Here is a 23,307-nt window from a genome sequence, read left to right on the forward strand (position 1 = left end):
TTGATTTGCTATGATGGCTTGTTTCATCGCGTAGCTTTAGAGCGGGGGTTAATTCCTGCCGATTTGCCTGCTCAGAAAAACTGTGTTCGGGATTACCTACGGCAGCAAGATCTAGAGGATCAGTGGACTCAGATGCAGGGGGAGGTTTATGGGGTACGCATTACAGAAGCGGAATCTTTCCCCGGCGTGTTACCGTCCCTCCAAACCTTAGCTCAGGCTGGTTGGTCTATGGGCATTGTCAGCCACAAAACCCGCACTCCCTACCAGGGGCCAGTCTACGATCTACATCAATCGGCTCGTAGCTGGCTCACCAATCAGGGGTTTTTCTCCCCTGAAGGGTTGGACTGGAACAGGAATCAGATATTCTTTGAGTTAACCAAGGAGGAAAAAGTAAAGCGGATTGTGGAGCTAGGTTGCTCACACTATATCGATGACTTGCCAGAGATTCTGGAAATGTTGCCCGCAACGGTTCAGCCCATTCTCTTTGCTCCTGGGGGTAAGGTGCGAGTACCAGAAGGGTGGCATCAGTTTCACCATTGGCGTGACGTACCTCAACTATTGGTGCAGTTAGCCTAGCGAAAATCTGAGATGGCTAAATTAATAATTCCGGGAGAAAGTCTACTAGCTGAATTTGGTTTGCTTAATCCCCAGTTAGAGCGAATTCGGGCTGGACGCAATAGCCGGGTGTGGCGGGTTGAGGGCTTAGGTTGTACCTACATCCTAAAGCAATATTTCCGTCATTCGGGAGACCCTCGCGATCGCCTAGCCACGGAATATGGTTTTCTGAGCTTTCTCAACAGTCAAGGCTTAACTAATGTTCCTCAGCCTTTAGCCCAGGATGCAGCCAATGGATTTGCCTTATATAGTTATATTCCTGGTGTTCCAGTCACTACGATTGAGACTAACCACATTCAGCAGTCAGCCCATTTTATTGAGCAAATCAATCAAAATCGCTATTCGGTAGCAGCCCGCTCTTTGCCCTCAGCGTCTGAGTCCTGTTTTAGCCTAGAGGAGCACCTACAACGGGTAAAGTGGCGTTTAGAGAGTTTGCAAATCGCTTTGGTAAACCGCACCGATCCTTCTCAGTTGGGGGCATATCAATTACTTGCGGAGCATCTATGGCCGACTTATAAAAAGCTAGAGCAGCAACTACAATTTCAATACTCAGCAGTAGATTTATCAAAAACCTTAGATTTTCAACAGCGAGTGCTATCTCCTTCTGACTTTGGCTTTCACAATATATTAGAAGTTGAGAATCAACTCCATTTCCTGGATTTTGAATATGCAGGTTGGGATGATCCAGCAAAGCTGCTCTGTGACTTCGCGAGTCAACCTCAATGTCCTGTTTCTGTCAACCAAAGCAAAGTCTTTGGGAATCAACTAAGTGTTTGGTTGCCCCAAATTCAAGAGCGAGCAAGCTTACTTTTACCTCTTTATCGTCTCAAGTGGTGCTGTATTTTGCTGAACGAGTTTCGCGATCAAGATCGCCAGCGGCGCTATCATGCTGGTGATGATCAGACTGATCATCTAGAGGTGCAGTTGCATAAAGCCCAAACTTATTTCTGTCAACATTTACCAAATTACTAATGGCCTTAGTTGATTTCATGTCGGTTCTTCATAAAAGCACCAGTCGAGACTATCTAGCTCGGGTTAATGATTCGGAGTATCCCAAAGCTAGGGCTGCTAAGTTAGCGAAGCAGTGGGGCTATGATTATTGGGATGGCGATCGCCGCATTAACTACGGAGGATATCGTTATCTTGAGGGTCGCTGGGAAAAAGTGGCCCGAGCGATGGTTGATCATTATGACTTACCAGAGCGCCCTCGCATTTTGGATGTTGGTTGTGGTAAGGGGTTTTTGTTATTCGATTTTCTCAAGGTTGTGCCTGATGCTGAGGTGTATGGTCTAGATATTTCTGATTATGCCATTGCTCATAGCAAGGAGGAAATCCGCGATCGCTTAGTAGTGGGTAACGCCACCCAACTGCCCTGGCCGGATAACTATTTCGATTTGGTAATTTCCATTACCACATTGCATAATCTCCATAACTACGACCTAGATCAAGCTTTGCAGGAAATGGAGCGGGTCGGTAAGAACAATAAATACCTTTGCGTAGAGGCTTACCGAACTGAAGAAGAAAAAGCTAATCTATTGTACTGGCAAGTCACCTGCGAAGCTTTTTGTACTCCCGATGAGTGGCAATGGTGGTTTCAGAAAACGGGCTACACTGGTGATTATTCGTTTATCTATTTTGAGTAAGTATAAAATTTTCATGACTATTCCAAAAACAATGAAAGCTGCAATTTTGGTAGAGCAGCGCCAGCCCCTGGTAGTTGCAGAAATTGAGCTACCTCAGCAGCTTGATGTGGGGCAGGTATTGGTAAAGGTTCACTATACAGGTATCTGTGGTTCCCAGTTGGGAGAAATTGATGGAGCGAAGGGGCCAGATCGCTTTCTACCGCATTTGCTAGGTCATGAAGCATCAGGAACGGTGATGGCGGTAGGGCCAGGGGTCAAGCATGTCAAGCCGGATGATGTGGTGGTACTACACTGGCGGAAAGGATTAGGGATTGAGGCGACACCCCCAACGTACCAATGGCAGGGTCGTGATGTTAATGCTGGGTGGGTGACTACTTTTAATGAATATGCGATCGTGTCCGAAAATCGCTGTACGCCAATTCCATCCGATAGTGATTTACAGGTTGCTGCGTTGTTTGGCTGTGCGGTGACGACAGGTTTTGGTGTGGTCGAAAACAATGCCAAGCTTAAGATTGGAGAGTCTATAGTGGTCTTTGGAGCTGGGGGTATTGGACTGAATATGGTACAGGCGGCTGTTCTGGTTAGTGCCTATCCTATCATTGCGGTAGATATCCACAAAAATCGTCTGCAACTGGCGGCAGAGATGGGGGCAACCCACCTGATCGACAGTTCCTACGAAGACCCTAAGTCTAAAATTGCTGAAATTATGGGCAATGCTGGTCTGGATGTCTTTATTGACAACACCGGACAACCCTCAATTATTGAAATAGGCTATCAGTTAACCAAACCCCAGGGACGTGTGGTGTTAGTAGGAGTGCCGCGTAAAGGTAAGGATATTAGTATTTATTCTCTACCACTTCACTTTGGCAAAGTATTAATTGGTTCTCACGGTGGGGATTGCTACCCTCATCTTGATATTCCCCGATATCATAATTTATTTCGCTTGGATCGCATCAAACTCAAAGAGTTAATTACAAACACATTTAACTTAGGTGAAATCAACAAAGCAATTAAGAAAATTCGCAATGGGGAAGTGAAAGGCCGTTGTTTAATATCCTTTAAATAGATGAATGAATAACATTGATATTACATTACGTTTTTCTGAATTAACTAGAAATTTTGATATTTAAGCAATAATAGTGGGTAAGTTAGTATGAGCATGAAAGTTAGTGAAGCACGGTGTCATGTTTGTGACGGAACATGCGAAGAATTTGAAGATTTTGGTTCATTTCGTCAGATTGCATCTGATTGCAAGCCCTATAAAAGAGGTGGACAATTAGTGATTTGTCAAGATTGCGGAATGGTTCAAAGACCATTAAGTGCAGGCTGGAAGAAGACAACAGAAGAAATTTACTCAAACTACCAGTTGTTTTATCAAGGCTTGCAACAAAATGAGGAGATTATTTTTCATAGTCTCACTGGTCAAAGCACATCTAGATCTAAATTGATGTTATCTTGGTTAGATAATGTTCTTGAATTACCATTTTTAGGTTCTTTTCTCGATATTGGATGTGGGGCTGGAGGTTTTTTAGAAAGCTTCTCAAAATATCGCCCTCAATGGCAATTGTTTGGATTAGATATAGGTGATAATGCAAAAAAAACAGTAGAAAAAATTCCTAACACTCAGTTTATTCAAGGCTCAATAGATTTTCTTTCTGAAGACACTAAGAAGTATGACTTAATTCTTTTAAGCCATACTCTAGAGCATTTACCTAATCCACGTCAGTCCTTAAAAATTATACTCGATCATCTGTCAGATGATGGCTTTTTATTCATACAAGGTCCAATTCTCGAAACTGCTCCATTCGACATATTAGTAGCCGATCATCGCTCTTTTTTTACATCGCAAACACTATCCTATCTTCTACAAAAAAGTGGATTTGAAATTTTATCTATAGATACCAAGTATTTACCAAAAGAAATCAGTGTTTTGATGCAAAAGCAAAAAGGAGATAGAAATCAGCCTAATAATGATTATCATTCGAGTTACTATTCAAACAAAGAAATGGTTCAAGAAAATATAAATTTTTTGAATTCTATCCGAGACCAATCTTTAGAGTTCAAAGGAAATACAACAAAAAAGATCGGTATTTTTGGTTCAAGTATTTCTTCATCTTGGCTTTTTGGTGAATTTGAAGAGGCACAATTTTTTGTAGATGAAAACTCACAACGTATAGGTAGTTATCATCTAGGTGTGCCAATAATAAGCCCTTCTGTCTTATCTAATGAACATACTGTACTCATGCCTTTTAGACCTGATATTGCCAAGTTAATTGCTGATCGTCTACATAAAACACTAGGTCTTGAGGATGTATTTATATTACACAGGGCACCTCGAAAAATAGAAAGATTTCATGAACCGAGCGCGAGAGGAGCAGGCTCTGCGCCAAACTAGAGACAAGGCAGACAGGAGCAGGGAACCATGGGTAAAGGCTTCGGCAGAATTGAGAAGCGGCGGCAGCAGCTAGAAGCACGCAAAGACAAGCTGCAAGACCTCAATGAGATGATACCGTGGCGGGACTTGGGGCAAGTGCTCGACCAACTGCCGCGCCCAGAACGAAAAAGCAAAGCGGGTCGCAAAGCCATCGACGTGGTGGTTCTGTTCAAACTCTTGATCTTGAAGCATCTCTACAACCTGAGCAACGAGGAAGTCGAGTACCAAGCGCACGACCGAGCCTCATTCCGCCGATTTCTGGGGTTGTCGGGAGAAGCAGAGATTCCGGATGCGACGACCCTAGACCGGTTTGAGCAACGGCTGAGAGAAGCCAACCTCATCGAGGAACTCTTTGAGCAGTTTGCCAGCTTCCTGCGAGAGGCAGGGTATGAAGCGAAAGGGGGTCAAATCATTGATGCTACGCTGATTCCAGTGCCAATCCAGCGCAACAGTCGAGAAGAGAACCAGAAGATTAAACAAGGAGAGCTCCCGGAAGCCTGGCGAGAGCAGCCCCACAAACTGTCCCAGAAGGACAGGGATGCCCGCTGGACGAAAAAGAACGGCCAGAACCACTTCGGCTACAAAAACCACATCAATATCGATGCCAAGCATGGCTTCATCCGCCGCTATAGCATTACCGAAGCCTCGGTGCATGACTCCCAAGCCTTAGGTGCGGTGCTAGACCCGGACAATGGTGGCGACGAGGTTTGGGCGGATAGTGCTTACCGCGATGAGCAAGTGGAAGTCGGCTTGGAAGCCCTTGGTCATAGCAGTCAAATTCACGAACGAGCCTATCGCAACCGACCGTTGACAGAAGAGCAGAAAGCCTCCAACCGGAAAAAGTCCAAGACCCGCGCCAAAGTCGAGCATGTCTTTGGGTCTTGGGTGATGACGATGGGGGGCAAGTTAGTCCGGGCGGTCGGTCTAGCGCGAGTGCAAGCCCAACTGGGCTTCAAAAATTTGGTGTACAACCTCAAGCGCTATGTGTTCTGGCAACAGAAGTCTCGATCTCAGTCCCGAGTTCAGTGTGTCTAAAGGAAGGAATGGCGGTGAAAATGAGGCTAATTTCGCGCAAGACGTGAGACATTTGGGTCAAGGGTAAGGATTCAGGTGGGGGGGTTGACAAATCAGAAAAAACAGCTAGGTTAGCACAATGAAGCCCATCGAGATTCCCCCAGCCGTCGAACGAGAGCAACTGAGACAAGCATCATCAGAGGTGCTGGTGGAACTGGTGTTGCGGCAACAAGAGATTATTCAGCAACTAGTCTGGGAAATAGAGCGGCTCAAGAACAACGCCAACAGCGATAGCGAGAGTTCATCGAAACCCCCATCAAGCGACATCCACAAACGCTCAGAACACCAACCCCCAGAAAAAGAGCCACCAAGCCAAGGAAAGCGTAAACCCGGTGGGCAACCCGGTCATCAGGGAAAAACTCGCAAAGGGTTTGGCAGAATAGACCGCTACGAAATGGTGCGAGCACAAGTGTGTGGGTACTGTGGGAGCCAAGAGTTGAGCCTAGTCCCCCGAAAAACGCGCCGCCATGAAGTAGCCGAGTTAATCCAACCCGCCATAGAAGTAGTGGAGTATGAGCAGCAGTGCTGCTGTTGTAGCCGATGCGGACAGGAAACATGGGGAGAGTTACCGCCGCCAGTGCTGGGAGGTCAAAGCTTAGGAGCCGGACTGCAATCCCCTGTTGGTGTGGTTGGGGAACTACGCTCACATGAGCTATGAAAAGCGGCAGGAATTCCTAGAGGAACTGGGGAATATCACCGTGGGAGTAGGGACATTACAAGCGACCAATGAAAGGGCATCCCAAAGCGTTAAGCCGACAGTAGAGGAACTGGGAAACTGGGTGAAACACCAAGACTACGCCCAAGTGGATGAAACACCATGGCTAGTCAAGGGAGTGAAAGAGTGGATGTGGGTAGTGTGTGGGGTGGGTTTTTGCCTCTTCCACGCCGCTGATACTCGTTCAAGGGCGGAATTAGAGACCCTATTAGGTCGAAGCTTTGATGGTGTACTCGTCTCTGATGACTTCAGTGTGTACAACGGTTATGAGGTGAAAGCCCAGCAGAAGTGCTTGGCTCATCTAAGGCGGCACTTCAAGAAAGTCTGCAAGCTCAGGCATGGAAAAAATCCAGAGTTGGCGAAGGCATTCCTGGATTTGATTGACACAGCCTTTGAGCAGCATCGTCAGTGGCGTGAAACCGAGGATGGGGCTGCCTATCATCAATGGGCGGCGGGCTTTATCTATGAGGTGAAGGCGGCTGTGGAGCATTGGCTCTCCCTGGCTGGGCATGAGGCAGGCTTGTTATTGCGCTCTCTACGCGATAAGGCAAATCAGTGGTGGTATTTCCTGTCCCATCCAGAAATTCCCCCGGATAATAATCGTGCGGAACGCTCGTTGCGGTTGGCTGTAACCAAGCGTAAGGTTTGTGGTGGCTCGCGTTCGATGGCAGGTTTTGCCCAGACGGCAAGGTTACTGAGTGTGATTCAGACTTGTCGGACTCAAGGGCGTTCGGTGTTGAGTTTCTTGAAACAAGCTTTGATGGCGACGGCTTCTCCTGAGCAAGTCTCCATGCCTTCCCTCATCCCTGCTACCTGAATCCTTACGAAAATCTTTTGTTCGAGGTGCCCTACAGTCAGTAATTAAATGACTATGATAAAAACTGCAATTATTGGAGCCAGTGGATACATTGGGTGGCGTTTATTACAATCCTACAGAAATGAATTTCCTGATTGTATAGGAACCACTTTCTCTCAAAAAATACCTACTCTGCATCATTTTGATATCCGATGTCCTGATCTTCATGCGTTAAACCTTATCAAAACCGGTCATAAAGCTGTTTTGATTGCATCAGCAAAACCCAACATTTCTTTTTGTGAAAATAATCAGCAATTAGCTTATGATGTTAATGTTAAAGGGACGCTCGATCTTGCCCGTCAGGCTGAAGATCTAGGGTTACCAATAATTTTTTTGTCAACAGATTATGTATTTGAAGGAACTGCTGCACCATATAAAGATAGTGATATTCCCAAACCAACAACCCAATATGGACTTCAAAAGTTGACTGTAGAACAAGAGTTACCTAGTTTAGTCAGTAATTATCTCATTCTACGTCTTAGCAAAGTATATGGCACTCAAAAAAAAGATGGAACATTGCTAGATGAAGTAGCCAAAAATTTTACGTCTAGCTCAGTAATGCGTATGGCAAGTGATCAGCTATTCTGCCCCACACATATTGATGACATAATTGATGTGATTCATGAGCTACAAATAACTAGTTGTGGTAATAAAATCTTAAACTTATGTAACCCTCATGGTATTTCCCGCTACGAAATTGCCATGCTTATGGCGGATGCAATGAATGCAGATAAGAATTTAGTTCATTCTATTTCACTACATGATCTGCCAAGAATGCGATCACGCCCTCTTGATACGCGCATGTCTCCATCTGGTATAGTGGCGCAGATCAAGCCTGAATTCATATCAACACAACAGAGTATACTCCAAGTTGCTAGAGCTTGGTATGATAACCTTGAATAAGAATAATGTATTCCCAGTGCATTGTTAGGGATACAAAGATCCCTTAACAAGTAACGAGCAATACATTAACAGACCACTTCTCTTACTCTAAAAAAGAGATGTAAATCTCTGAACTTGTTGTTAGATGTTGTCATTACATCTGAAAGTATCTTGACAAAATTAGAGTGACTAGAAAGTGATCGCTAAAGCCATTACTCTTTTTATTGCCATGAACATCCATTCTCGTAGGTTATCTTGTCGTCTCTGTGAATCACCAAACCCTATAAAGGTTCTACCTTTGCAGCCTGTTCCAGTTGGTGAGCACTATTCTCAAACTCCGCCTACATCTCAAGAAATGCGTTTCCCCATTGATATTTATCATTGCGATCATTGTGGCGCTGTACAGACCCAAGATGATATTGCAAGTGATTTTTTATGGAATGGATATACCTATTTCTCAGGACAAACACGGGGAATCATAAAACATTTCCAAGACTTCGTAAGTTTTTATAAGGAAACTTACGGGTTTCCTTCCTTATGCCAAGCTTTTGATATTGGAAGCAATGATGGTTCTCTACTTAAGTGTTTTGAAGCAGAGGGCTGTTCCGTCTATGGAATTGATCCATCTGATATAGTGGCTGGTGTTGCTCAAGAGTCAGGAATTCCGACATTTATTGGACTATTTTCAGATGCAGTTATCGCGTCCTTTCCCACTGAATATCAAACAGCGGATATTATAACAGCTTTCAATGTATTTGCTCATTCTCCTGATATGCCTGGGATGATCAGAGGCGTAAAGCAAATGCTGAAGCCTAACGGAATTTTTTGTTTTGAGGTTCAATACTTAGGTGATATCGTCAACAAAAAATTGTTAGGAACAGTGTTTCATGAACACATGATTCACTACTCAGTTACGTCCGCCAAAAATTTCTTGGAAGCCTACGATATGAAGTTAATAAACTTCACAAGAAATCCCATTCAAATGGGATCAATAATCTTTTTTTGTGCTCATCAGTACTCTGACTATCCCACTAACAGCGAAATCAAAAAACTGTTAGATCATGAAAAGTATATGGGCTTAACTGATGGTCATTGGGGTGAAGAATTTTCTACCCATATTTATGAACAAGTCACTCGCATTCAAGAGTACAGAGAAATGTGGACAGCGAATGGTTTTAAAGTTGTTGGGTACGGAGCTGCACGCTCAGGGCCAACTCTAGCTATCCAATTTGGTCTAGAAAATTGTCTTGAGTACGTCTTGGATGATCATCCTTCCAAATGCGGTAAGTTCGGGGTATTTGAATCTATTGCAGTGCATCCTACGCAAAAACTTTACACGGCTAAGCCGGATGTTGTCATTGTCTTGGCATGGATTCACACGAAAAAAATTATCCAAAATAATGTTTCTTATTTGGAATTAGGTGGTCGGTTTATTAGCTTGTGGCCTAATGTAGCTGAAGTAACAATTGAAAACTTGGATAGTTGGCTCAAGATGTTTGACCAGGTAAAACAATGATTAAACTGGGTTTTATAGGCACGGGTTTTGTTGCTCAACAATGCCACTTACCTTCATTTGACAGTGTAGCCAGATGTACAATTGTAGCTGTTTCAGATTTACAATCCGATCTTGCTGATAAAATCGGGCGGCGTTACGAGGTACCAAAAGTTTATTATTCACATCGAGAGTTACTTGAAGATCCCGAAATTGATGCTGTTGTCATCACAGTACCTAGACCCCTAACCAGTGCTTTGTGTTTTGATGCTTTGCAAGCTGGTAAGATGGTTTTCACAGAAAAGCCAGTTTCGTTAAACTATTCTACAGGGTTGAGTCTACTAGAAGTTTCTAGCAAGCTTAATTTACCCGTTCAGGTAGGATATATGAGGCGATATGACTCTGCTGTTTTAAAAGCTGCACAACACCTGAAGGTGCTTAAAGACTCTGAACAGTCGCCAGTATTGGTTCGGGCATATTGCTATATGGGAGATTCTTACTGTAGTCCCTTTGGAGACTTTAAATCCACACAGATGCTCCAAAATACAATCAGTAATTTTGAATCGCGACCTAGCTGGTTAGATAAGAAAACTTCTGCTGTCTATGAATCGTACTTGAATGTGTTTAGTCATATTCTTGACTTAATCAGCATTCTTCTAAATACAAAGTTATCAGTCGTCAAAACGCTCCTAGATTCACAAGGGCAGGGTATTGTACTTTTATCTACCGCAGATGGTGTAGCTATTGAGCTAAGTACAGCAAAATCTTCACTGAACCAATGGATGGAGGGTATTAGTTTTGTTTTTGGAGATCAAATAGTAGATTTATCTCTTAGCCCGGCATTTCTTAAAAATGTGCCAAGCACTCTACAGATTCGTAGAGGTGATACTGATGATATGGTAGAAATAGTTCGTCCAAAGTGGAGTTGGGCGTTTAGGAATCAAGCCGAAAATTTTATCAATCTGTGCCAGAATTGGCCTGATTCGGAAGCAAATCTTGCTGATGCAGTAGAGCAAGTCAGGCTTGTTGAAAGTATATTTTCTTAGTCCTGATAAAGGTGGCAATCTAGTCTAGACTAATCGGTGATAATTAAACTTTTCTTTAGATTGAAATACAAAAATTGATAAAATCTAAGATTTCTCCCCGCACTGTTTTTGTCTCTGGTAATTTTAATGTGCTGCATCCAGGGCACCTGCGACTCTTGAGGTTTGCTAAGGAATGCGGTGATCGCCTAGTGGTGGCCGTACACAGTGATCGCATCGCAGCTAATGCCGCTCATGTGCCTGAGCAATACCGCCTCGAAATGGTCAAAGCCAACAGTTGGGTTGATGAAGCCTTTATCATTGATGAACCCATCACCAAAGTACTGCAACGGTTGCAACCCGCGATCGTGGTAAAAGGGAAAGAACATGAAACTCAATTTAACCCTGAATCAACCGTTCTTCAGACCTATGGCGGGCGACTCCTGTTCGGGTCTGGCGAAGCAACGTTCTCTTCCCTGGATCTCATCCGCAACGAATTCACTCAGACTAATCTGCAAACTATTCATTTACCCCAAGAATTCATGGCTCGTCATGGACTCACCCAAGCAGATATGGTACGACGGGTGGAAAAATTTTCTAATGTAAGAGTCTGTGTAGTTGGAGACTTAATTATTGATGAATACATCACTTGCCAGCCCCTGGGCATGTCTCAGGAAGACCCGACTATTGTAGTCACCCCCATTGACTCCACCCGCTTCGTAGGTGGAGCTGGTATCGTAGCAGCTCATGCCGCTGGCTTGGGAGCCCAGGCACAGTTTGTTTCAGTCACTGGAGTCGATAGTATCCAGAGTTTTGCCCAAGAAGAACTAACATCTTACGGTGTGAAGGCTCATCTCATCAGCGATGACAGTCGTCCCACAACTCTTAAGCAGAGATTTCGTAGTAAGGGCAAAACATTACTGCGAGTGAGCCATTTGCACCAAGGCTCCATCAGTACTCAACTGCAATCTAAAGTTCTGGACCGAGTCGTTGCGGCCCTTAATAAAACCGACGTATTAGTATTCTCCGACTTCAACTACGGTTGTCTGCCCCAACCTCTTGTAGATCAAATCATTCATCATGCCCAAAAACTTGGGGTAATGATAGCAGCCGACAGTCAATCCTCATCCCAAGTGGGAGATATCAGCCGCTTTCAAAGCATGGATTTAATCACTCCTACTGAGAGAGAAGCCCGTCTCAGCACCCGTAACCATGAAGATGGTTTAGTAGTACTAGCAGAGCAGTTACGGCAACAAGCTTACGCCCGCAATATTTTGCTGAAGCTCGGCAGTGAAGGGTTGCTTATTCATGCCGATGCCGATAGTAACCATAGCAGCGATGCAGGAAACTGGTTAACAGATCGAGTTCCAGCCCTCAACAGCTCGCCAAAGGATGTAGCCGGAGCAGGCGACTCCTTGTTGATCGCAAGTGCCCTAACCCTAGTTGCGGGTGGCACCATCTGGGAGTCAGCCTGTCTCGGCTCCTTAGCCGCAGCGATTCAAGTAGGGCGGGTTGGAAATTCTCCTGTACAGAGACAAGAGTTATTCCTAGAGTTAGGATCTATTGTCAATTAAGCTCAAAGCATCCGTACTCTTTGACTAAATACAAACTATCTGATGCTCTTCAACTCCTATATTTTTATTTTTGGATTTCTTCCGGTCACCGTTATCGGATTTCTGATTTCACGCCAGGTTGAGAATAAAAGTCTGACGCTTGGCTGGCTGACACTATGCTCACTTTTCTTCTATGGGTGGTGGAAATGGGAATTTTTGGCACTTATACTTACATCGATCGCCATCAACCTCGCATTTGCAAAGCTTTTACTAGCAGAAGGTAAACCTCAGCGGCTTCGTAAAATCGTAAGGATTCAGGTACTTGAAACGCAGTCACAGCAAGGCTTTCAAAATCGAGGTGAGTTCTAAACTAACAGTTCATTCTCAATAAGTACGCAAGACTAGGGGTTACAGCCTTGTTTATTGAGAATAACAAAATAGCCCGAAATAGCTGAAACCCATACTGAGAAATGCTTACAGCCAAATTCTCATGACCTGAATACTTACGTAAAATCTTCATGATTGTGGGAATTACGTTTAATCTCAGCATACTCGGATTCTTTAAATATGCTGACTTCTTTATTACTAATATAAACGCAATTTGGTAGTGCGTCAAAATGATGTGGGTTTGGTAAAGTAGAGGAATCGTTACCACTGCACTAAAACTATGGAATGTCGGCTCTGCGGTCATCCCAAAACCCACAAACACGGCAAAATGCCCAATGGTCATCAACGCTACTTCTGCCCTCACTGCCAGCAAACCTTTGCCGAGAGTTTTGACACCCTCTACTACTATCGCCATGTTACTCCGGAGCAGATTGAGCAAGTACTTCAAGCCCACAGTGAAGGCACTAGCTTGCGAGGAGTCAGCCGCATCAGCGGATTAGCCTATAACACCGTGGTCAGTATTATTCGTGCCGCCAGTGCTAAAGCTTTGCTGGTTCATAACGACCAAGTGCAGGGCGTGGAAACGGAGGACGTGAGTGCTGATGAGATGTGGTCATTCGTGAAAAAAAAACAAACAATGCTTGCCCGAAGAAGTTGAAGTAGGCGATTGCTGGATTGCGATGAGTTTGGCAGATTCGAGCGGGTTAATCTTGACAGCACGAGTGGGGAAACACACCGATGAACTGATTGAAGAACTGGTGGTGAGCACGGAGGGAAAGACCCATTGCCAGCAATGGAATAGTGACAACTGGGGAGGATATGAGCGGGTACTGCCGCTGGAAATTGAGCACTACATTGGCAAAGACCAAACGCAACGGTTGGAGCGTACCAATGGAATTATCAGGCAGCAGACGGGTAGGTGGCATCGACGACAGAACAAGTTTGGCAAACTGTGGCAGCAGACAAAGGTGACGGTGCGTTTAGTGGTGAGTTATTTCAACTGGATCTGGCAGCACAGTCGCTACAAGAGCACGGCGGCACAACGAGCAGGATTGACTGACCATCGCTGGAGTTGGCAGGATATCCTCTCCTTCCCCACAATAATCTAATGCACTACCCGCAATTTCCATTTCCAACAGAAACCTTGTTCTAAGTAGCTCAGGCAAGAAAGAGTGAACTATGTAACAGAATATTGAGGTTGTCGCAGATTGACATATTCAGTGGAGTGAGCGTTTTGTTGTGCCCGAGCATCAAGTCCAAAAATGACCTCACAAGCCAACTCCTTCTCTGACTCAAACATCTGACCAACCAACCTGGTTGACTGACAAAACTTAGTCAGGGTCATACTGGTATGTGCGTATGTTGAACTCGATTTGATAGGTGCGACGGTCGTGTTGTTTTCGAGAAGCCATAGCGGGTTCAGGGTCACGAGCCTGGGAAAAACAGACCGTCCTAATGAGCTGCCAACCTTGCTCCAAAGCGGTTTTGATCCAGTCCCAACCGATGCGGAAATAGCTGTTGCCACGAAACCAGTGGGGGTCTACCCGGCGACGGTCTCCGGACTCCACCACCACGACCCCTTGAGCCGTGACATAGAGCGTCGCGACCGCGAGGAGGAACCAGAGGCGAGACAGAGCGCAGACGGAGCGCAGTTCTGATTTCTGGAGATTCCAACCGCTAGATTGGTCATCGAGAAACGCTTCCTCGATATCAAAGCGCAAGCCATATTCGCGGAACGTCTGTAGGTTAGTGGGTTCATCACTGACGATTGCCCAAAACTCACCATTGATGTTGTTGTAGCCAAGGGCAACATGAACCGGTCCGTACCACTCCTGCTTGTGGAGTTTGACGGTGTGTAGACAAAGGGCTTCCCCCCGTTGGAGATGGAAGTCTTTCAATTGCTGCCAGCCTTTACCAGCCCGCCAGAGCCAGGTGTTGCGCTTGAGACGAATGCGATAGTGCCAGCCCAACTCTTGACTGAGCATCTGCATCGCCTTGAGGTGGACAAAGCCTCGGTCGGCCAGCAACACCACCTTCACCCCTTGGGGCAATCGGTTCGCGCCTTGGTAGAGCAGCTCTCGATAGTCGCTGAAAGCGATGGAGGCACTTTTGTGTTCCAATACTCGCCACACCACGGTTAAGGCTCGGCCTCGATGCACCACAGCCAAACGCACCAGGCAATAGTTGTCCCAGTACATTGAGGTGTCTAAGCTCAGATACAAACAGTCCTCATTCCAAGTGGCAAGCGCTGCTTGAATCAGCGGTTTGTACAGCCGATGGACATTGATGCGACTGTTGTGTAGCCAGCGGCTGACCCGACGTTGCTTGCTTTGAGCTTGGTGCCCACGACAAGGCAGGTAGGGTAGCCAGCGGGTTAGGTTGACTTCACCGCGCTGAATCAAGGCGGCTACCATCCACACACAGGTGGTCAGATGCGCCCGATGTGCCCAGGACACCGATTGACTCAGCCAAGGGGCTAAGGCATCGTAGAGGGGGGAGTTTTTTTCACAGCGTTCGTTGTTTTGAGTGGTATCTAAGCTTAGAACGCTGGCTCCCCTGTTATGACCTCGACCCCTGAAAAACCCTCTCAGTCAAGACTTCGACTTCTACCTCTCAACTTTTGTCAGTCAACCAGCTCATTCTCTCAAATAATACGCTGAATATGTCAAATTCTTTACGATCTCGTATAACCCAAATACATGATGCTTTGCGTTATACAAAAGTATATAATGCGTTACGTTCCACCAAAAAAAATATTAGATCTCACGCAAACAAAATACATAAAATATTGAGATTCACAAGTAAAAAGCACTGTTCAAGTACACCTTTAGCAGTGTATGATCTTCGTTGTTCACCTGTGAGCTATGACTTTGCATGCTTTTTGTATGAAGCAGACTGCTTTTTCAAAGAAAAAGGATATAATCAGTTTCACGTTATCATTGTCTCAATCATTGATGAACCTCAACCATGGGAAGAAAAACTAGACTACCTCAAGGTTATCGGTGATTATCAAAAAAGGCAGCGAATCTCTAATATCTTAGTGCCGTTAGGATTGTTATATCAGGCTTGCGCATCAACTAGCCTGATCAACGATCCAAATCTGATTATTGAAATCAGCCAAAAACGTCATAATATATATCCAGAAAATTATGGCGGGTTGTTTTTGCTAACCATGGACTATAATAAAGTCTATGATTATGAGCGCAAAAAAACAAATTTCTCTGGTTTCAAAGCATCTACTCTTGATTTAGAGAAAGTCAATTTTTGGCTTTCAAGTCAGGCAGTAAATCGTCCATTTGTAACCTTCACTATCCGTCACTATCAATATCAAAAAGAAAGGAATTCTAACATTCCAGCATACATTGAATTTAGTCAACATTTAAAAACCTTAGGAATTTCCAGCGTTTTTATTCCAGATGCTGAAGATATATCCTACCTTGAGCAAATATGCAGCTATCCCATCTTCTTTGCTGGTGCATTTAACTTATACCAACGCCAAGCAATTTATGAGTTGGCTATGACTAATATTTTTAACTCTAATGGTTGCCATGTTCTTTGTGCTCTTAATCAATCATGTTCATATATCATGTCGGGCATTGTTAATAAGTATTGGTCAAAAGAAGCGCATGAAGCGAGAGGTCTAAAATATGATGCTCAGCCTTTCTGTGAAAATAGAGGAGTCTGGGAGTGGGAATCTGAAACATTCGCATCACTCAAAAAGTCTTTTGATCTTCTCTTAAAGAAAAATCCTGATTGGTTAGCGAGTGAAAAGTGAGTAAATCCTTCCATCGAGCCATTAATGTCTAATGTCATAATTTCTAATCAATGAATTTTTCCGTACATTTTCAACGTAACTTTGAGTTTATTGTCAGCATGAGTTCTCTAAAAATCGTCCATGTTATAACAGGTTTAAATGTAGGTGGCGCAGAAATGATGCTATATAAGCTTTTATCTCATCAAGATAAAGAGCAATTTGAATCTGTAGTAATCTCTTTAATAGATAGAGGGGAATTGGGTGATCGCATTGCAGCCCTAAATATACCAATTTATTGTTTAGGATTAAAATCTAATACATTTTCTATTGTGATGGTTTATGAATTATGGCAAACAATTAAGAAAATCAATCCTGATGTTATCCAAGGTTGGATGTATCATGGTAATTTGATAGCACTATTTATAAAGCTTTTAAGGTATCCAAAAGTGCCTGTTGTATGGAATGTGCAAAGTTCTTTATACTCTTTAAAATATGAGAAAATCACGACTGCTTTAGTTATTCAACTGGGTAGAATACTGGATTTTCATGTTAACAGCACGATTTACGTCTCTGAAATTGCTAAAGCGCAACACCATGAATTTGGTTTTGATAATCAAAAAAGTATTGTAATACCGAATGGATTTAATGTAAATAGTTTTCAGCCTTCTCTGCAATCATATAAAGAAGTTAGGCATGAACTTGGACTAAATCACGACTGTCTAATTATAGGGCTAATAGCCCGTTTTCATCCTCAAAAAGATCATGTAACTTTCTTAAAATCTGCTCATTTATTACTTCAAGAAAAAACTGACACGAATATTGCTTTTTTATTATGTGGAACAAATATTGACAATAACAATTTAGTTCTAATAAATATAATCCGAGAGCTTGAGCTAGTAAAAAATGTTTATCTTCTAGGAGAACGTCAAGATATTCCTCGTTTGACAGCAGCATTAGACATTGCAACACTCTCTTCTGCTTACGGAGAAGCCTGTCCAAATGTAATTGGAGAAGCAATGTCCTGTGCTGTTCCTTGCGTCGTAACCGATATCGGTGATTCAGCCTGGCTAGTTGGAGAAACAGGGAAAGTTGTTCCACCTTCTAATCCAGAAGCTTTAGCTGACGCATGGAGAGAATTAATTAACCTGAAAGATGGCAGAAGAAATCTAGGTCAAAAAGCTAGGCAAAAAATAGTCAATAACTTAGCTATTGATGTGATAGTTTCTCAGTACGAAAAACTGTATCATCAAATAACTAATATGCAAGGGTAAAAAAGTAAAATAGCTGATTGACGGACAAAAGATTCAGTCAGGGGAGTAAGAAAAAGAGCAAAACTGGAATTCAAGGCGATAAGAGCGTTGCCGATGCTGAGGACGAGAAGCCATAGCCGGTTCAGGGTCAGAATTAGAAAAGAAAGCAACAAGCCGAATCAAGCGCCAGCCCTCAAGGAGAGCAGTACGAATCCACTCAAGACCGATACGAAAATAGCTATTGCCGCGAAACCAATGGGGGTCAACCCAGCGACGCTTGCCCGATTGGACAACCTCAAGACCCTGAGCTGAGACATAGAGAGTCGCCAGAGCCAGAATGAAGCAGAGACGGGAAAGAACACAAACTGAGCGAAGTTGGGAAGATTGGAGGTGCCAACCCCCAGACTGGTCATCGAGAAACGCCTCCTCGATATCAAACCGGAGACCATACTCAGCAAAAGTCTGGAGGTGGGTCGGTTCATCACTGACAACCGCCCAAAACTCGCCATTGACATTGTTGCGACCGANAATGACATGAACCGGACCATACCATTCACCTTTGTGAAGTTTGACGTTGTGCCAGCAGAGGGCTTCACCGGGTTTGAGATGAAACGCTTTTGGTTGGCTCCAGCCCTTGGCAGAGTGCCAAACCCAGGTATTGCTTTTGATGCGGATGCGATAATGCCAGCCGAAGGTGCGCACCAGCGTCATAGTCTCCGTCTGCACAAAGCCCCGGTCAGCCAGCAGCACCACCTTACACCCCTTGCGGTAGGAGTCGAGCGACATCTTGGAGCAGTTCTCGGTAGGTGTTGGCGGCAACCGAGGCACTGGGATGAGCCAACACACGCCAGCCTAGGGGTAAAGCACGACCGCGATGCACCACAGCCACCCGAATCAGACAATACTCATCCCAAAATAGTGAGGTGTCTAAGCTCAGGTACATCACCTCATCCTGCCAATCGGCTAAGGCGGCTTTGATGATGGGTTTGTAGAGTCGATGAATATTGATGCGGCTATTGCCCAGCCAGCGTCGGACTCGCCGCTGTTTACTTTGGGCAAACAATCCTCGACAGGGCAGATACGGCAGCCATTTCGTGAGGTTGACTGCTCCGGTTTGGATGACGGCGATGACCATCCAGATGCAGGTAGTCAGGTGGCTCAGATGCGCCCAGGGGATGTCTTGACCCAACCAGGTTTTCAGGGCATTGTAAATTTGGGAGTTTTTTTCACAGTTCTCCAGAGTTTTGTTGTGGTAACTCAATTCTAGAGGACTGACTCCCATTTCTTAATTCTCTGTATTTCAGTCAGGGCAACCTCTTTAGCTATCCCTACCACTTCTTTTGTCAGTCAATCAGGTCGAGAAGAAGCGAGAAGAGATTATCAAGTATATAGAGGAAAGGAAGCAGGGTGAACGCAAAAATCAATAAGAACCACCTTATTGAGAATAAGTAGCTCAGGCAAGAAAGAGTGAACTATGTAACAGAATATTGAGGTTGTCGCAGATTGACATATTCAGTGGAGTGAGCGTTTTGTTGTGCCCGAGCATCAAGTCCAAAAATGACCTCACAAGCCAACTCCTTCTCTGACTCAAACATCTGACCAACCAACTCATCTCGCTTGAGATGCTGCCACTCCAACTCAATAGGATTCATCTCTGAACAGTAGGGGGGCAGGAAGAAAAGATAAAGCCCCTGAGCTTGCCAAGTAGCAATCTGGGCTTGAACAAGCTTGCTGGTATGAATGGAGCCGTTGTCCAGCACAATGACCCTTATCCGTCCGGTTTTCGAGAGGATGTCAGCGGCACTCTGGGCTTGCTGGTTCATCAAGGCGATGAAGTCATCGCTCTTAAAGCTGCCTAAAACCAGAGAGTAGATGAAGGTGACCAATGGCTGCCACAAACCGATGATGCTGAGCCTCTTGCCTCGCTTGCGAGTCTGCTCCTGTCGTTTTTGCTCACCTCGGAAGTAATAGCTGTAACTGGCGGCACTCCATAAACAACTGCCGGATTCGTCGCCGTAGAGCAAGTCAATCTCCCCTGCTGCCGCAGAGAGTTCGAGCATCTCTAAGTCTGCTTGCTTAATCGCCCGCGTTGCTGGGTCTTGGCGCTCTCGGTGACTCTGACGTGTCCGCTTCCATATCACCCCCTTTTTTTGAGCACCTGACGCAGATGGTCTGGGCTCAAGCTAATGCCTCTGTATCGTTTGAGTTTCTTGGCTAACTGTACGCTGTTATAGGTTCGCTTTTCTTCACGCAAACAGGTTTCTAGGTACACCATGTCGGCTTCTGTCCAGGTGCTCTTTTTTCCTCTTCCTGGTGCATCCCAGAGTCCGCCTAAGCCCTTTTCCTGCCAACGTTTGAACGTTTTCCTCACTGTCCCTACATTCCAGTGCAAGTGTTGGGCTATCTTTTCGACGTACCATCCTTGATGGCTGAGTCTCAGAGCTTCTGCACGGTCTTTGACTCTCTGTATTACTGTGGTTGCTTTCCTTAGCTCCCACAGGGTTCTTTCTTCCTCTGGGCTTAGAAATACTCTCATCCTTGCTCCCATAAGTACACCTGTTCTTTGTACTCACTCTTTACATCTCTCAATCTACCTCTCTTTTTCTACCCTGGCCTACTTAGTAAGTATATTTATGTCAATACATTGGCTCTATTGACATAGGCGAGAACGATAAAATAGGACTTCTCATTATATTCATGTCGCTCGAAAGCCAATGCACACTTTGGACACAATTTTCTTGCGCTTACCCTGGAGATGCACCTTTTTTTTGCGTACTAAGCTAAATGATAGATAATGAATCTGAAAATATTTTTTTAGGCATCCATACCAGTAATGTTCTATTTTTCCCATAAGTTCATTCAAATGTGTTCCGTTGTTATGGTTGCTGCTCTGGCCTTGCTGGTTTGGTCTTGCGCCTTACCCGCTCAAGCCAATGCTAACTTTGAGCGACAGGTGCTAGAGGTGATTCAACAGCATCCAGAAGCCATCATGGAATCTGTCCAAAACTACAAACGCCAACAACGTGAGCAAATCCAAGCCACCCAAGAAGCCTTTGCTCAAGACTTGATTACTCAACCCGATGGAATTGTTGGCTCTTCACCGCGCACAGGTGATCTCGAAAATCGGGCGATCTTATTAGAATTTTCTGATTTTCAATGTCCATTTTGTGCCAAAGCCCATGACACGATTAAAACGTTTGTGGCGCAGCATTCGGATCAAGTGACGTTGGTGTATAAACATCTGCCATTGGCTTCGATTCACTCCCAAGCAATCCCGGCAGCAAAAGCAGCTTATGCCGCCCAACAACAGGGTCAATTTTGGGAATTTCATGATGCTTTATTCCAAAATCAAGACCAACTCGGGGAGGAATTTTATCTGAAAACAGCACGTCAACTACATTTGAATCTAGAACAGTTTGAGCGCGATCGCGCCAATGCTATGGAAATTATCTCAGAAGACACAAATCTGGCGACTCAAATGAAGATTAATGGCACACCATTTTTTATGTTTCAAGGTCAAGTGTTTTCTGGTGCTGTTCCGATTGAGAAGTTTGAAAACCTGCTATAACCCGCTTCTGTCACTCTGGGAGATTTTGACGAACTTGCGCTATCACAGCCAAGAAAAGAATCGGTATTTGAACCCGATCTGACAAAAGAGGGCTATAGCAATCTGACATGATTTTTGAACAGAAAGATGACTGAAAGCCTTGCCTAACAACAATAGTTATTTTACGAATCAAGCAGGATTACTATATACCTATAATCGAATTAAGTTGTCCTGCTTGATTCGATTTTTTTGCAATAAAAATTATTATCATCAAAAGATTGGATTTATGTATATTAGCGTTTAGGCAAGGATTTCAGGCTATATAAGTTTAAAGGTAAGGATTCAGGTGGGGGGGGGTTGACAAATCAGAAAAAACAGCTAGGTTAGCACAATGAAGCCCATCGAGATTCCCCCAGCCGTCGAACGAGAGCAACTGAGACAAGCATCATCAGAGGTGCTGGTGGAACTGGTGTTGCGGCAACAAGAGATTATTCAGCAACTAGTCTGGGAAATAGAGCGGCTCAAGAACAACGCCAACAGCGATAGCGAGAGTTCATCGAAACCCCCATCAAGCGACATCCACAAACGCTCAGAACACCAACCCCCAGAAAAAGAGCCACCAAGCCAAGGAAAGCGTAAACCCGGTGGGCAACCCGGTCATCAGGGAAAAACTCGCAAAGGGTTTGGCAGAATAGACCGCTACGAAATGGTGCGAGCACAAGTGTGTGGGTACTGTGGGAGCCAAGAGTTGAGCCCAGTCCCCCGAAAAACGCGCCGCCATGAAGTAGCCGAGTTAATCCAACCCGCCATAGAAGTAGTGGAGTATGAGCAGCAGTGCTGCTGTTGTAGCCGATGTGGACAGGAAACATGGGGAGAGTTACCGCCGCCAGTGCTGGGAGGTCAAAGCTTAGGAGCCGGACTGCAATCCCTGTTGGTGTGGTTGGGGAACTACGCTCACATGAGCTATGAAAAGCAGCAGGAATTCCTAGAGGAACTGGGGAATATCACCGTGGGAGTAGGGACATTACAAGCGACCAACGAAAGGGCATCCCAAAGCGTTAAGCCGACAGTAGAGGAACTGGGAAACTGGGTGAAATACCAAGACTACGCCCAAGTGGATGAAACACCATGGCTAGTCAAGGGAGTGAAAGAGTGGATGTGGGTAGTGTGCGGGGTGGGTTTTTGCCTCTTCCACGCCGCTGATACTCGTTCAAGGGCGGAATTAGAGACCCTATTAGGTCGAAGCTTTGATGGTGTACTCGTCTCTGATGACTTCAGTGTGTACAACGGTTATGAGGTGAAAGCCCAGCAGAAGTGCTTGGCTCATCTAAGGCGGCACTTCAAGAAAGTCTGCAAGCTCAGGCATGGAAAAATCCAGAGTTGGCGAAGGCATTCCTGGATTTGATTGACACAGCCTTTGAGCAGCATCGTCAGTGGCGTGAAACCGAGGATGGGGCTGCCTATCATCAATGGGCGGCGGGCTTTATCTATGAGGTGAAGGCGGCTGTGGAGCATTGGCTCCCCCTGGCTGGGCATGAGGCGGGCTTGTTATTGCGCTCTCTACGCGATAAGGCAAATCAGTGGTGGTATTTCCTGTCCCCATCCAGAAATTCCCCCGGATAATAATCGTGCGGAACGCTCGTTGCGGTTGGCTGTAACCAAGCGTAAGGTTTGTGGTGGCTCGCGTTCGATGGTAGGTTTTGCCCAGACGGCAAGGTTAACTGAGTGTGATTCAGACTTGTCGGACTCAAGGGCGTTCGGTGTTGAGTTTCTTGAAACAAGCTTTGATGGCGACGGCTTCTCCTGAGCAAGTCTCCATGCCTTCCCTCATCCCTGCTACCTGAATCCTTACGATCTTCTAAGCTGTATTTTGACCAAATGTACACAAATTTGTTTTTTTAGAATCCTTCTGACTTGACTAGAACTCAATTCAATTCCAGTCTCTTGCTCTAAATGCTTTGCTAATCTCTCTGCTGTTCACCTTCCATATTCATACCCAAATTCTTTCGGTTCTTTATCGATTGATTTCTATCAATAATTCCTATATACTCAGGTGTAGCTTTATGGAAATTCCCTTTCATTC

18 protein-coding genes and 4 pseudogenes are annotated in these 23,307 nt (G+C 44.8%); 17 read left to right on the forward strand and 5 right to left on the reverse strand.

Going from position 1 to position 23,307, the window contains the following annotated elements; all coding sequences use genetic code 11:
- The first annotated feature begins 18 nt into the window (after positions 1 to 18).
- The 13 genes and pseudogenes from SPI6313_RS21955 (at position 19) to SPI6313_RS22575 (ending at position 13,782) form a co-directional block, all read left to right on the forward strand.
- Complete coding sequence (locus SPI6313_RS21955) at positions 19 to 576, forward strand: hypothetical protein (RefSeq protein ID WP_139276733.1); 558 nt, start codon at positions 19 to 21, stop codon at positions 574 to 576.
- Between the two features lie 12 nt (positions 577 to 588).
- Positions 589 to 1,587, forward strand: a complete 999-nt coding sequence (locus tag SPI6313_RS21960) for an aminoglycoside phosphotransferase family protein (protein ID WP_084669160.1) — start codon at positions 589 to 591, stop codon at positions 1,585 to 1,587.
- Positions 1,587 to 2,258: a class I SAM-dependent methyltransferase gene (locus tag SPI6313_RS21965; protein ID WP_072622913.1), complete on the forward strand. Its 672-nt coding sequence runs from the start codon at positions 1,587 to 1,589 to the stop codon at positions 2,256 to 2,258. Before SPI6313_RS21960 ends, SPI6313_RS21965 begins: the two co-directional genes overlap by 1 nt.
- A gap of 13 nt (positions 2,259 to 2,271) precedes the next feature.
- Entirely contained in the window at positions 2,272 to 3,324 is a 1,053-nt protein-coding gene (locus tag SPI6313_RS21970; protein WP_072623288.1) for a zinc-binding dehydrogenase, read from the forward strand.
- Between the two features lie 87 nt (positions 3,325 to 3,411).
- Positions 3,412 to 4,653: a class I SAM-dependent methyltransferase gene (locus tag SPI6313_RS21975; protein WP_084669161.1), complete on the forward strand. Its 1,242-nt coding sequence runs from the start codon at positions 3,412 to 3,414 to the stop codon at positions 4,651 to 4,653.
- A gap of 27 nt (positions 4,654 to 4,680) precedes the next feature.
- The gene (locus SPI6313_RS21980; protein WP_072622915.1) at positions 4,681 to 5,727 is read left to right on the forward strand and encodes an IS5 family transposase; all 1,047 of its coding nucleotides are present in this window, start codon (positions 4,681 to 4,683) and stop codon (positions 5,725 to 5,727) included.
- A 118-nt stretch (positions 5,728 to 5,845) separates the two neighbouring features.
- Positions 5,846 to 7,298 (forward strand): annotated as a pseudogene (gene tnpC / locus SPI6313_RS21985) (IS66 family transposase).
- 54 nt (positions 7,299 to 7,352) lie between these two features.
- The gene (locus tag SPI6313_RS21990) at positions 7,353 to 8,240 is read left to right on the forward strand and encodes an SDR family oxidoreductase (RefSeq protein ID WP_175551211.1); all 888 of its coding nucleotides are present in this window, start codon (positions 7,353 to 7,355) and stop codon (positions 8,238 to 8,240) included.
- Positions 8,241 to 8,448: 208 nt separating this feature from the next.
- Positions 8,449 to 9,735 (forward strand): class I SAM-dependent methyltransferase, encoded by a 1,287-nt coding sequence (locus SPI6313_RS21995; protein ID WP_217650709.1) that lies wholly within the window; start codon positions 8,449 to 8,451, stop codon positions 9,733 to 9,735.
- A complete protein-coding gene (locus tag SPI6313_RS22000; protein ID WP_072622918.1) occupies positions 9,732 to 10,757 on the forward strand; it encodes a Gfo/Idh/MocA family protein in 1,026 nt (341 codons plus the stop codon). The genes SPI6313_RS21995 and SPI6313_RS22000 overlap by 4 nt, the downstream gene beginning before the upstream one ends.
- Before the next feature lie 74 nt (positions 10,758 to 10,831).
- Positions 10,832 to 12,307 carry a PfkB family carbohydrate kinase gene (locus SPI6313_RS22005; RefSeq protein ID WP_217650710.1) on the forward strand — a complete coding sequence of 492 codons (1,476 nt, stop codon included), beginning with the start codon at positions 10,832 to 10,834 and terminating at the stop codon, positions 12,305 to 12,307.
- Positions 12,308 to 12,349: 42 nt separating this feature from the next.
- A complete protein-coding gene (locus tag SPI6313_RS23795) occupies positions 12,350 to 12,655 on the forward strand; it encodes a hypothetical protein (RefSeq protein WP_072622920.1) in 306 nt (101 codons plus the stop codon).
- 298 nt (positions 12,656 to 12,953) lie between these two features.
- A protein-coding gene (locus SPI6313_RS22575) for an IS1 family transposase (protein WP_139276489.1) occupies positions 12,954 to 13,782 on the forward strand; the annotation gives its coding sequence in 2 pieces (ribosomal slippage) (positions 12,954 to 13,304 and positions 13,306 to 13,782; 828 coding nt in all).
- A 222-nt stretch (positions 13,783 to 14,004) separates the two neighbouring features.
- Here the strand turns inward: SPI6313_RS22575 and SPI6313_RS24180 are convergent.
- Positions 14,005 to 15,129, reverse strand: a complete 1,125-nt coding sequence (locus SPI6313_RS24180; RefSeq protein ID WP_217650711.1) for a transposase — start codon at positions 15,127 to 15,129, stop codon at positions 14,005 to 14,007.
- Between the two features lie 401 nt (positions 15,130 to 15,530).
- Here SPI6313_RS24180 and SPI6313_RS22035 point away from each other — a divergent pair, with 401 nt between their 5' ends.
- Together SPI6313_RS22035 and SPI6313_RS22040 are read left to right on the forward strand one after the other, a co-directional pair.
- Positions 15,531 to 16,448, forward strand: a complete 918-nt coding sequence (locus SPI6313_RS22035) for a hypothetical protein (protein ID WP_072622922.1) — start codon at positions 15,531 to 15,533, stop codon at positions 16,446 to 16,448.
- Between the two features lie 98 nt (positions 16,449 to 16,546).
- Entirely contained in the window at positions 16,547 to 17,698 is a 1,152-nt protein-coding gene (locus SPI6313_RS22040) for a glycosyltransferase family 4 protein (RefSeq protein ID WP_072623290.1), read from the forward strand.
- Positions 17,699 to 17,731: 33 nt separating this feature from the next.
- Here the strand turns inward: SPI6313_RS22040 and SPI6313_RS24185 are convergent, their stop codons facing one another.
- From SPI6313_RS24185 to SPI6313_RS22585, 3 genes and pseudogenes are all read right to left on the reverse strand, one after another.
- A complete protein-coding gene (locus tag SPI6313_RS24185) occupies positions 17,732 to 18,463 on the reverse strand; it encodes a transposase (protein ID WP_217650712.1) in 732 nt (243 codons plus the stop codon).
- Complete coding sequence (locus SPI6313_RS24190; protein WP_072620930.1) at positions 18,432 to 18,959, reverse strand: hypothetical protein; 528 nt, start codon at positions 18,957 to 18,959, stop codon at positions 18,432 to 18,434. Before SPI6313_RS24190 ends, SPI6313_RS24185 begins: the two co-directional genes overlap by 32 nt.
- 190 nt (positions 18,960 to 19,149) lie before the next feature.
- Positions 19,150 to 20,225 (reverse strand): annotated as a pseudogene (locus SPI6313_RS22585) (IS630 family transposase).
- Between the two features lie 330 nt (positions 20,226 to 20,555).
- Between SPI6313_RS22585 and SPI6313_RS22065 the strand changes: the two are divergent.
- On the forward strand, positions 20,556 to 21,245 hold the full coding sequence (locus tag SPI6313_RS22065; protein WP_175551212.1) for a DsbA family protein: 690 nt from the start codon (positions 20,556 to 20,558) through the stop codon (positions 21,243 to 21,245).
- Between the two features lie 370 nt (positions 21,246 to 21,615).
- Positions 21,616 to 23,068: pseudogene (gene tnpC, locus SPI6313_RS22070) on the forward strand (IS66 family transposase).
- Here tnpC (SPI6313_RS22070) and SPI6313_RS24565 read toward each other — a convergent pair.
- Positions 23,057 to 23,307, reverse strand: a pseudogene (locus SPI6313_RS24565) (winged helix-turn-helix domain-containing protein); the annotation flags it as partial. The pseudogenes tnpC (SPI6313_RS22070) and SPI6313_RS24565 overlap by 12 nt on opposite strands.

Origin of the sequence: Spirulina major PCC 6313 (genome assembly GCF_001890765.1) — a bacterium.
In the GTDB taxonomy this organism is placed as follows: Bacteria; Cyanobacteriota; Cyanobacteriia; order Cyanobacteriales; family Spirulinaceae; genus Spirulina; species Spirulina major.